Below are 10,162 nucleotides of genomic sequence, written 5' to 3' on the forward strand. Positions count from 1 at the left end.
CCTGAGTCTAGGGTAGCTCAGGGAGAAGGCGAGCTCAAATGGCCGCCCTCGGATGGGGCCGCTCCGGGATCCTGTTGTGGGTTCTCCCCTTCACAGGAATTGAGGCGGGCCTCCGCCAGGGGCTTGACACGGCGAATGGGGAGGTTGGCGATCAGGGCCGTCGTCCCCCCTTCTGCCGCCAAGTGAAACTGCATCCCCTCCGAATCCAGCTCCACATAGCGAGATACTACCCCTAAAATCTCCAGGCGCATCGCTTCCAAGGCTGCCGGGGTGAGGTCGGCGCGGTCGTGGGCCAAGATCAGTTTCAGGCGCTGCTTGGCTTGCTCGCGGCTGTTGCCGGAGTGGCGGGAAAAAAGCTGATCCAAGAAATCGAGAAGCATGGGCTTTATTGAAGGTGCATAGCAGGGAAAGCAAAGACTCCAGGCAAAGAGTGATGATCCCGTTGAGATGGAGCTCAAGAGCCGTTGAGATTCAGAGCACCTTTTGGCTGAAAAACCGCTTGGCCTTTTCCCAGAAAGACTCGCCCAAGCTGGCCAACTTAGGAAATTCCACCGTCTCCCCTTCCAGCCGTCGGGCAATGCGCTGGATGGCCTGGGCAGCCTGAGTCGGGTTGGCCGAGAGGACTAGGGGCTCCCCTTTGTTGGTGGAGACGATCACCTCCCGGTCTTCTGGAATGATACCCACCAAGGGGATGGCCAGCACCTCCACCACATCTTCCACTGCCATCATCTGGCCAGCGGTTACCATATCGGGGCGCAGGCGGTTGACGATTAGCTGGATAGAGGAAATCCCTGCCGCTTCCAACAAGCCCACCACCCGGTCTGCATCCCGCACCGCTGCTACTTCGGGCGTAGTTACTAGCAGGGCTGCCGTTGCCCCCGCAATGGCATTGCGAAACCCTTGTTCAATTCCCGCCGGGCAGTCGATCAACACGTAGTCATGGCTGCTGGCAAGCTTTTCCATCAACTGCCGCATCTGATCCGGGCTGACTGCCGTTTTGTTGCGGGTTTGGGCCGCCGGCAGCAACGCCAAATTGGGGGTGCGCTTGTCCTTCACCAAGGCTTGTTCAAGGCGGCATTCCCCCGCAATCACCTCCAAAGCCGTGTACACCACCCGATTCTCTAGCCCCAGCAACAAGTCCAGGTTGCGCAGGCCAAAGTCGGCATCCACCACCACCACCGAGCGACCCAAGCGCGCCAAGGCAGTGCCCAAATTGGCCGTTAGGGTGGTTTTCCCCACTCCCCCCTTCCCAGAGGTGACGACGATAACTCGGCTCATACCCCCCTCCGCAGAAAATCCTGAAGGCTGGCAATGCAGATGACACCCTCCTGCAAGTAAACCACCTCTGGCGTGTTGGGAGGGGATCCGCCCTCGGGTGGACGGGCCACCTGATCGGCAATGCGCAACTGAGTTGGCTCCAACTGTAAGGCCAAGATCACCGCGCCTCTATCCCCCTCAGCACCAGCATGCACCAGCCCTCGCAGCCGTCCCCAGACCCAAATGTCACCGCCGGCAATGATCTCGCCGCCGGGGTTGAGATCCCCCAGCAGAAAAACCGAGCCACGGTGGCGCACCGACATCCCCGACCGCACCGTGGACCGCAGGTAGAGGGGAGTAGTATCCGGGGAGACGGGGGGAATCGCCTCCAAGGGGGAAGATTGTTCCACAGAATAGCCTAGGGTCGCCGCCGCGATCGCCGTCCCTCGGGATCCGGTTTGGACGCGCCACAAGGACAACCGATGCCGCGACAACAAGACGGCCAGAGTTTGTAGGGTGGGCAAGTCCAGCTCTCGCTCTTGGCACCACAGGGTCAGGGGGGCCACTCCTGCCCAGTAGGGTTTGCGGCTGCGCAATTGCCACACCAAATCGTCCCAGACTTCTTCCCAAGCCAGGGTGGCGGGCAAATGCAGATGGATCCCTTGGGCATCGAATCGAAAATAAACACCCCTTTCGGATCCCCGCGGATTAGAGGATGAGGTCGGCGAGACTGCAGAAATTTCCGAGTTCCATGCCGGGGATCCCATCATGGCTGCCCAACGATTTGCCTCAATACAAAGCCTTATCCTATTCCATTCGCCCAACGTCGGGAATGCGCTGCAGTCTATGTTGAGCTATCGGGGCCTTCTACACTGCTACCCTCGGGGCAAAAGGTTGAGAGCAGTGAGCTGCAGTCCAATCAGTCAAAATAGAAGAGCGTAACCACCTTGTGTTGCTCCTCAGCGTGCCTGCAGGCCTCCAAAAGCGTGACGCTGTCGTGGAAAACAAAGCAGATCAACTGCTGGCACTTGCTGACGATCTCTAGGTTGCACAGGCGGCTGGCCTCCGCCAGGGGCAGGTGGTCATTTTCGGGGTGCTCCACCAGATGCAGCACCTGCTCCAGGCTGGCCCGCGACTCTGCCGGCTGTCGCTCCAGGCTTTGGGGCAGGATCACCGTCAGGGATTTCATGTCCGCCCGCATGGCTCCGCGAATCACAGCCAGGTTGGTGCCAATGGCCCCGGAAGTGAGAATGCGGTTGCCGGTAAGGGCCAAAGCGTAGCTGAGGGTTTCGATGAGGTACTGGTGGGTGATGGGCACATGGCGACTGCCCAGAATGGCTATCCGCTTTGGCCCCACTTGCTGAATCGCAGCCAGCTCTTGCAAAAACGTATCAACGCTGGTGGGAAGATCAATAGACTGGGTCAACGGGATCCCTCAGAAAACTTTTCAGAGGTGGGCTAGGCTATGTTAGCCTACACTGCGGCTTCAGGATCCAGCCAGAGAGCTGCTCGACCCGGTTGGAGCGGCCTCTACCAGCGCAACAGCGCGGCTGCTCCTTGAAACTCGTGGAGCAAGCGGTCTTCGGCCTCGCCGCGGACAAACTCCAGCCTAGCGCCGAAATCGCGGGCCAGCACCCAGACCTGATCCCGCAGCGCCACCGGTTGCGGCTCTGGGCAGAGGAGCTGGGCCATCTCTGGGGTTCCTCCCACCGAGCCGTCTGGGCAGCGCCAGATGGTGGCCTCTAGCCTCCAGGGCAAGACAAGGATTTCCACTCGACCTAGTTGTAGGGCGTCCAGCACCGCATCTAAGCCCCAAGCGCCGGGCTGCTCTCGAATCCGCTCCAACAAAGCCAGCTCTCCTCGGCGCTCAGCGGCCTCCAGGACGGGTACCACTCGGTCGAGGATGTCTTGCGGCGTCGGTGTGTGAAGGTTGGCGGGGTGCCCCACCCGCGCGACGATGCGGTTGCGTAGGCCGCGGTTGAGATAGCCCTCAAAGTGGGACACCTGCCAGGCTTCGCCCATGAGCACCAGCCGCTCAATGCCCAGGCGATCCACTGCCTTATCCAGGGCGGAAGCCAGGCGCAGGTAGAGCTTGTGCATCCAGAGGCTGACCTTGGCCGCCTCCCGCTCCTTTGGGGAAAGCTTGTCGAAGGTGCCACCGCTGCGGGCGCGACGTTCGGCAACGGCATTTTCAATGCGGCCGGCCAGCTCCTGCAGTTCCTGCCATTCCTCGGCGCTGATGTTGGCAAAGATTTCCGTGTCCTCTCGCAGTTCTCCCAAAAAGAGCTCGTAGAAGCGCCACCTGCTGCCAGACAGGTGCAACACCCCACCCCGCTCGTATTCATCAAAGGCAAAGAAAAGGGGCGTGAGGTAAGGTTCCCCCCAGCGGGCCTCCACCCGCCCATGGGCCAGATCCACCACCGGCAGCTCCACCTGCAGGTCGATTCGGCGCAGCACTGGCTTGCCGACGGGATTGCGGCTGGCAAAAAGAACCAGGGTGCGGGCTGAAGGGCGCTCCTGCTCTACTAGAGCAAGGACTTGCTCGCAGAGGGAGTTATCAGGCTTGCTCTCCTCCCTCTCCAGCAGCTCCTTGAGGGTATTCTTGATGCGCCCCACCCAGGCGCGACCCGCATTTTCGGGACGAGCAGGGTTGGTGTCGGCATATATCGAGAGCACGGGCTTGCTGCTGTCGTCAAAGGCAGCTTGCAGATCCTGGATCAGGGTGTTGAGTTCGTCCATGGTTTTCAAGAGAGGGCTCGGTTAGAACTAGAAGCTAGCAGAATATCACGGCAGGAGAGACGCTGACAGGGTTCTCAAAGGATCCCGCTAGGATATGGGGCTCAGTTGGGCTTGGCTCTGCAGGGCGGATTCCGCCTCGATGTGAATGGTGTAGTCCATCTTGCTGTGAACGCCTCTGCCCAGCCAGTGGCCGTAGATGGGGCCGGCATCTTTGGGGTAGGCACTGGCCGCCAAAGCCGCATGGCCATCGGCCACGGCCAGCCCTTGGGTGGGATCGAACCCCCGCCAACCGGCCCCCGGCAGATACACCTCTGCCCAGGCGTGCAGGTGGCGGCGGACAGGCTCTGCGGGCTCTTTGCCGGTTGTGCCCTGGAGTTCCAGGTTCTCTTGCAACGGCGGGCCGACCTGGTAGCTGCTGACAAATCCTGCCGCCAGACCTACTGCCCGACAGGCCTCCATCAACACCAGCGTCAGGTCACGGCAGGAGCCGGTTTTGCGCTGCCAGGTCAAGCCGGCGGGCGAGGGATCCCCCTTTTCCCGCAGGATGTGACGGCACTCGGAGTAGATGCGTTGGTTGAGCGCCGGCAAAAAAGCCGTCGTCTCCCCCTGCACCTGATCCCACAGCTCCCAGGCCAGGCTTTGGATGCCAGCATCCGCCTGCGCCGTCCGATAAGGCTGCAATTGAGCTGCCAGCGTGCTGGGATAGTCAATCGGAAGATGGGTAGCCCAATCGCAGAGCAGATAGTCAAAGGGATTCTCCCGCAGGGTGAGCACCGTGGCCTGAGTTTGGACGCGCAGATGTTCGGTGGGATCCCCAAACTAGAGCTGAACCGCCGCGTTGCCATCCAGATCCACCAGCTCCGATTGGCCTGCCGGCGGCGGATCCACCCGCAGCTCAAAGGCCAAGAGGGTTTGGATCCCGTTGCAACGGGGCCGCAACCGCTTTGAACTTGCACAGGCTTGCCCCAGGACGGTCAACAGACAGGTTTTGTCGCAAGTCTTAGTCGCTCGTCTGTGCTACAGTTACCCAAAATTGGCGATCAAATATAGGTGGGGCTTTGCCTTGGACAAGTGTGCAGGGGCGCATTGACGGTGCCTTGGAGGTTTGCTTGTGGCCTGGGTGTCGGGTCAGCAGGACGGAGGTTTTAGCTTCTGGGGGTGCGGAGGTGGATAAGCCCCGACTTGTACCCCCCTACTGGGGGGCAGTCAGGGTCGGGATACAGCCACCCCCGCAAAAATATCGTAGAATCAGATTAGCTATACAAGACGGCATTGCCGGAATCTGGTATAGCCCCGCGCTAGAGCATTCCGCGGCTGCATGCCTAACGGCACGGCACAGCCGGACGCAGAAGGTTCTCGCAGTAGCTCCCCGTTCGCGTCAGCGGCGCGGAGCGCTTTAGGGTGAGAGACGAGAGTATGTCACTCGGTGAAGGCGTCACCCTACCTTCGAGGAGCGGCGGTTGGCAAGGGCGTCGTCCGAGCTGGGGAGGCAGCCAAAGCATCTGAGGGAGCCTGCCGGAAAGCTCTCCTGCTGGAAGTCCTGTAGCCGTCCGCTGCTCAAGCGACCAGACTGCCACAGGAGGCTGGGCTAGGCTCTGGCCTGAGGATTTGGCGAAGCGGCGCAGCTTTCCTCTCACTCGAGCTGGACTTGCCCCTTCAGCAAAGCCAAGATCAGCCGATCAATTGCCTCCAGATCCAATTCGTCGTAAAGCCGCTCCTGGAGGAAATGGCAGATTTGGGATTCTTGGCGGCGGCTGAGGTAGGTGCTCTGGAGAACCGATTCGACAATGAGTCGAATGGACATGGGGCAGCGCTCCAAACTCAACTACCCCCATCAAATTCGAAGGGAAGGGATGCAGCGGTGATCCAGGTCAAATCGCCATCTTCAGCCAGCGCTTTTTCGGCAGCAATTGGCCGGACTAGCCGAGCAAGGCCACCGCGGGCAGGGGCAGTTCAGCCGCTGCCGCCGCATCCAGCAGCCATAGCAGCCGTCCTTGGGGGTTGAGGCGCTGGCAGGGCAGGTGGGCCTCCGTTGTCAGCGCCTCCTTGACGATCGCGGCTTTGCTGGCCCCCGTTACCAAAACCACCACCTGAGCCGCCCTGTTCAAGACAGGGTAGGTCAGAGTCAGGCGCGGCTCCTCCCCTTTTTGGCCCACCGTCACCCAGCGGTGTTGCACCTCCAGGGCGGCTGTACCGGGAAATAAGGAGGCCGTGTGGCCGTCTTCTCCCACTCCCAGCCAGATCAGATCAAAGGCAGGGCATTCGGTGCCGAAAATCTGCTGCAGGGTCGCCTCGTACTCCGCCGCATCCCGTAAGGGATCTCCTGAGTGGGTGGGCATGGGAAAGACTTGGGAGGCGGGAACCCCGACCGTATCCAGCAGGATCCGCCGTACCATGCCGTAATTGCTCTCGGGGTGATCCGGGGGAACGTAGCGCTCGTCCCCCCAGAACAGCCAGGTTTGCTGCCAAGGGATCCCCGGCGCCTGGGTTAAAGCAGCATACAACTTCCGTGGCGTGTTTCCCCCTGCCAAGGCCACCGTAAAGCGGCCCCGTTGACGGATGGCCGCCGCGGCCTGCTCTTGCCAGATCTCGACCGCCCGCCGGAAAAAGGCTGTTCCCTCCGGCCAGATTTCCAACTGGAACCCTTGCATGGATCGCCACCTATCGCCGCTTGCCCAACTGCCCGAGCCAGGTCAAGGGATCCCCTTCACGCAGAGGCCAAACCTTAGGAAGCAACCGCCAGCTCTTTGGCTTCCGCCTGAATCTTCTCGTAGAGGGCCCGCAGCTTCAGGCCCACGATTACCTGGATGAGTCCAGAGCCATTGCGGGATCCAGGATATTCCGGGTGCTTGCGCAGCAGCTCCGTCAGCTCGCCGTAGTAACGGGTCGACAGGTTGCTCAGGTGGTTCTCGATGTAGATAACCTCTTCCAGCTTGTCGAAGGTGCCGTCAATTTCCAACACCGAAACCGGCTGGTCGAAGTAGGTGGAAGGGCCGTAGTGCAGGCGAATGCCTGGGTAGGAGCAGGTCAGCTTTTTGCCACAAGGGATCCAGTCGATGGTGGAGCCTTCGTCGAAGAGGTAAACATGGTCGAAATACCTCACCCCCTCCCGCTGGATCATGCGCACCCGCAGCACCTTGTGCTCCGGATCCAGCTCCGGCAGCAGCTTGGTGGGCAGCACCTCGATGACTACATCGGCATAGCGCTTCTGCACATCGACGTAGGCCTCGAAATCGGGGCGGCGGGCCTCAATGGAGCGCAACACATCTTCATAGGTGTGGCCCCGCTCGGCCATGTCCCGCTTCACCTTCCAGGCAATCTTGATCTCCGGCGCCAGATCCAGATAGACCTTGAAGTCCAGCAGCTCCCGCACCCGCTCGTCGTACATGGGGTGAAGGCCCTCCAAGACGATGATGGGGCTGGGATCCACCCGCTCCGGCGGGTCAATGAGCCCTGTCTCGTGGTTGTAGATGGGCTTCATCACGCTCTGGCCATTTTTGAGCGCCTTGGCCTGCTCGTACATGAGGTCGAAGTTGTTGGCGCGGGGATCCAGCGCCGTAATGCCCTTCTCTTTGCGCTGGTAGCGATCCAAGGAGTGGTAGTCGTCCAGACAAATGGTGGTAATGAGATCCCGGCCAAACAAGTCCCCCAACCGCCGCAAGAACGTGGACTTGCCACAGCCAGAATCTCCGGCAACACCGATCATTACAATACGTTCAGGACTGCTTGCCATGGGAACTCCTTGGGGATGGGCAGGGCAAAACTGAGAGGAAGCCTCTAAAAAAGTTACTGTTCTTTATGGTCTTGCATATTACCACAAGACGCTCCCCCACAACCGAGCTTGAGGCCAGAGAGGGGGGCGGCGTCAAGGAACAATTTAACAAAAACTGCCTGTTTCCCGGCGACGACTGAGGAGAAGAGAAGTTTTCCGGGCGGGCTTTCTCAGGATCGGCCTGGGGTGTTCCCCTCCGGCAAGTTCCCTTCGGGCGGGCGGGCTGCTAAGGTGTTTGCTAGAGAGTTTTCTCCCATTGCCAGGAGCAGATCGCCGTTATGGTTGCCAGCGCCCAAAAGCGAGAAGTTGTTGTCAATCTGTACCGTCCCAACGCGCCCCTGATCGGCCAGTGTGTAGAGACCTACTCCCTTGTGGGGGAAGGGGCACCCGGCCTGACCAAGCACATTGTGCTCAGCTTGCCGGATCCCAACTACCGCTACCTGGAGGGCCAAAGCGTTGGCATTATTCCTCCTGGCGTAGATGACAAGGGCAAGCCCCACAAGCCCCGCCTCTACTCCATTGCCTCTACCCGCTATGGCGACGATGGCGAGGGGCGCACCGTTTCTCTGAGTGTGAAACGGGCCGAATACGTGGATAAGGAGACAGGCCAGCCGGGGGTAGGGGTCTGCTCCGGCTTCCTCACCGATCTCAAACCCGGCGACGAGGTGATGATCACCGGGCCCTCGGGGAAAACTTTTTTGCTGCCGGAAGATGAGAACGCCAACCTGATTTTGATTGCCACCGGCACCGGCATCGCCCCTTTTCGCGCCTTCATCAAGCACCTGTTTGAAGAGGATCCCAACTATCAGGGCAAGATCTGGCTGTTTTTTGGGGTGCCCACCACGTCCACCTTGCTCTACCACGGGGATCTAGAGGCCTGGAAAGCCCAGTATGGGGATCGCTTCCGCGTCGATTACGCCATCAGCCGCGAACAGCAAACCCCCGACGGCAAAAAGATGTACGTGCAAAACCGCATGGCCGAGTACGGCCCCGAGCTGTGGGAGATGCTGCAGCAGCCCAACACCTACACTTACATCTGCGGCCTCAAGGGAATGGAGGACGGCATCAACAGCGTCATGGCCCCCCTTGCCGAGCAAGCCGGTCAAGACTGGAGCAAGTTCCAGAAGGAGCTGAAGAAGGCCAACAGGTGGCACGAGGAAACCTACTGAGGGGATCCCTTTGGGTTAACTGGTTTCCGGTGGATCCCGTCGGCGCCGGGGATCCGCAAAACATGCCAAAATGCTGGTATCTTAGCCCACCTGAAGCCGAGAGCTGTTCTCCCCAGGAGCCCTAGACTGTGGACGCGCGCTACAATCCTCCGGCCATCGAAAGCAAGTGGCAGGCCCACTGGCGTGAACTCGGGTTGGATCGCACGCCGGAGCTGACGGCGGAAAGCCGCAAGTTTTATGCCCTGTCGATGTTCCCCTACCCCAGTGGCAGCCTGCACATGGGGCATGTGCGCAATTACACCATCACGGATGTGATTGCCCGCCACAAGCGGATGCAGGGGTACGCGGTGCTGCACCCCATGGGGTGGGATGCCTTTGGCTTGCCGGCAGAGAACGCCGCCATCGATCGGGGGATCCCGCCGGCCAAGTGGACTTACCAGAACATTGCCCAAATGCGGGATCAACTGCAGCGGCTGGGGCTTTCCTACGACTGGGAGCGGGAGATCACCACTTGCGCCCCCGACTACTACAAGTGGACGCAGTGGCTCTTCCTGCAGTTTTTCAAAGCGGGCCTGGCCTACCAGAAGGAGGCGCCGGTGAACTGGGATCCGGTGGACCAGACCGTCTTGGCCAACGAGCAGGTAGATGCGGAAGGGCGCTCCTGGAGATCGGGAGCTCTGGTGGAAAAGCGCCTCCTCAAGCAGTGGTTTCTCAAGATCACGGCCTATGCCGACCAACTGCTGGCTGACCTGGAGAAGCTCTCCGGCTGGCCGGAGCGGGTGCTCACCATGCAGGAGAACTGGATTGGCCAGTCGGTGGGGGCTAGGGTTGTCTTCAAAACCGAAACAGGGGAGGAGCTGCCGGTGTTCACCACCCGGCCTGACACCCTCTGGGGAGCCACCTTCATGGTGCTGGCGCCGGAGCATCCCTTGGTGGAGAAGCTCACCACCCCTGAGCAAGAGGTTGCTGTCAAGGCCTACCGGGCCGAGGCCGCTGCCCGCAGCGAGATCGAGCGCAGCGCCGAAGACCGCGAAAAAACGGGCGTCTGGACGGGATCCTACGCCATCAACCCCGTCAATCAAGAGCGGATCCCCATCTGGATTGCCGACTATGTGCTCATGGGCTACGGCACAGGAGCCATCATGGCCGTGCCCGCCCACGACCAGCGGGACTTTGAGTTTGCCCGCCAGTTCGGCCTGCCCATCAAGCTGGTGGTGCAGCCGCC

General features: G+C 60.6%; 12 protein-coding genes. 2 read left to right on the forward strand and 10 right to left on the reverse strand.

Features of this window, described 5'->3' with window-relative positions:
- Window positions 1-17: 17 nt before the first annotated feature.
- The 10 genes from minE to NW809_RS07730 all read right to left on the reverse strand — a co-directional run bounded on the left by minE (window position 18) and on the right by NW809_RS07730 (window position 7,729).
- Window positions 18-380, reverse strand: a complete 363-nt coding sequence (gene minE / locus NW809_RS07685; protein ID WP_011430128.1) for a cell division topological specificity factor MinE — start codon at window positions 378-380, stop codon at window positions 18-20.
- 91 nt (window positions 381-471) lie between these two features.
- On the reverse strand, window positions 472-1,278 hold the full coding sequence (gene minD / locus NW809_RS07690) for a septum site-determining protein MinD (RefSeq protein ID WP_011430127.1): 807 nt from the start codon (window positions 1,276-1,278) through the stop codon (window positions 472-474).
- Complete coding sequence (gene minC, locus NW809_RS07695) at window positions 1,275-2,027, reverse strand: septum site-determining protein MinC (protein ID WP_414401870.1); 753 nt, start codon at window positions 2,025-2,027, stop codon at window positions 1,275-1,277. The genes minD and minC overlap by 4 nt, the downstream gene beginning before the upstream one ends.
- A 149-nt stretch (window positions 2,028-2,176) precedes the next feature.
- Window positions 2,177-2,683 carry a hypothetical protein gene (locus tag NW809_RS07700; RefSeq protein WP_011430125.1) on the reverse strand — a complete coding sequence of 169 codons (507 nt, stop codon included), beginning with the start codon at window positions 2,681-2,683 and terminating at the stop codon, window positions 2,177-2,179.
- Between the two features lie 104 nt (window positions 2,684-2,787).
- A complete protein-coding gene (locus NW809_RS07705; RefSeq protein WP_414401871.1) occupies window positions 2,788-3,996 on the reverse strand; it encodes a VLRF1 family aeRF1-type release factor in 1,209 nt (402 codons plus the stop codon).
- Window positions 3,997-4,083: 87 nt separating this feature from the next.
- On the reverse strand, window positions 4,084-4,770 hold the full coding sequence (locus tag NW809_RS07710) for a transglutaminase-like domain-containing protein (protein ID WP_414401872.1): 687 nt from the start codon (window positions 4,768-4,770) through the stop codon (window positions 4,084-4,086).
- A 45-nt stretch (window positions 4,771-4,815) separates the two neighbouring features.
- Complete coding sequence (locus tag NW809_RS07715) at window positions 4,816-4,935, reverse strand: transglutaminase N-terminal domain-containing protein (protein WP_228375471.1); 120 nt, start codon at window positions 4,933-4,935, stop codon at window positions 4,816-4,818.
- A 694-nt stretch (window positions 4,936-5,629) separates the two neighbouring features.
- Window positions 5,630-5,800: a hypothetical protein gene (locus tag NW809_RS07720; protein ID WP_011430123.1), complete on the reverse strand. Its 171-nt coding sequence runs from the start codon at window positions 5,798-5,800 to the stop codon at window positions 5,630-5,632.
- A gap of 115 nt (window positions 5,801-5,915) precedes the next feature.
- Entirely contained in the window at window positions 5,916-6,647 is a 732-nt protein-coding gene (gene pgl, locus NW809_RS07725; protein WP_414401873.1) for a 6-phosphogluconolactonase, read from the reverse strand.
- Window positions 6,648-6,721: 74 nt separating this feature from the next.
- A complete protein-coding gene (locus NW809_RS07730) occupies window positions 6,722-7,729 on the reverse strand; it encodes a phosphoribulokinase (protein WP_011430121.1) in 1,008 nt (335 codons plus the stop codon).
- A 317-nt stretch (window positions 7,730-8,046) separates the two neighbouring features.
- Between NW809_RS07730 and NW809_RS07735 the strand changes: the two genes are divergently transcribed.
- Both NW809_RS07735 and leuS read left to right on the forward strand, forming a co-directional pair.
- Window positions 8,047-8,937 (forward strand): ferredoxin--NADP(+) reductase, encoded by an 891-nt coding sequence (locus NW809_RS07735; protein WP_011430120.1) that lies wholly within the window; start codon window positions 8,047-8,049, stop codon window positions 8,935-8,937.
- A gap of 128 nt (window positions 8,938-9,065) precedes the next feature.
- Window positions 9,066-10,162: leucine--tRNA ligase (gene leuS / locus NW809_RS07740; RefSeq protein ID WP_414401874.1), on the forward strand; the 1,097-nt coding region annotated here is incomplete at its 3' end.

The organism is Synechococcus sp. WC101, from assembly GCF_047461555.1.
GTDB lineage: Bacteria > Cyanobacteriota > Cyanobacteriia > Thermostichales > Thermostichaceae > Thermostichus.

Excerpts from the sequence above, each read along its gene's own strand:
- NW809_RS07705 (WP_414401871.1), bottom strand. The coding sequence starts at position 3,996 with ATGGACGAACTCAACACCCTGATCCAGGATCTGCAAGCTGCCTTTGAC.
- pgl (WP_414401873.1), bottom strand. The coding sequence starts at position 6,647 with ATGCAAGGGTTCCAGTTGGAAATCTGGCCGGAGGGAACAGCCTTTTTC.
- minE (WP_011430128.1), bottom strand. The coding sequence starts at position 380 with ATGCTTCTCGATTTCTTGGATCAGCTTTTTTCCCGCCACTCCGGCAAC.
- NW809_RS07720 (WP_011430123.1), bottom strand. The coding sequence starts at position 5,800 with ATGTCCATTCGACTCATTGTCGAATCGGTTCTCCAGAGCACCTACCTC.
- NW809_RS07730 (WP_011430121.1), bottom strand. The coding sequence starts at position 7,729 with ATGGCAAGCAGTCCTGAACGTATTGTAATGATCGGTGTTGCCGGAGAT.
- minC (WP_414401870.1), bottom strand. The coding sequence starts at position 2,027 with ATGATGGGATCCCCGGCATGGAACTCGGAAATTTCTGCAGTCTCGCCG.
- NW809_RS07735 (WP_011430120.1), top strand. The coding sequence starts at position 8,047 with ATGGTTGCCAGCGCCCAAAAGCGAGAAGTTGTTGTCAATCTGTACCGT.
- minD (WP_011430127.1), bottom strand. The coding sequence starts at position 1,278 with ATGAGCCGAGTTATCGTCGTCACCTCTGGGAAGGGGGGAGTGGGGAAA.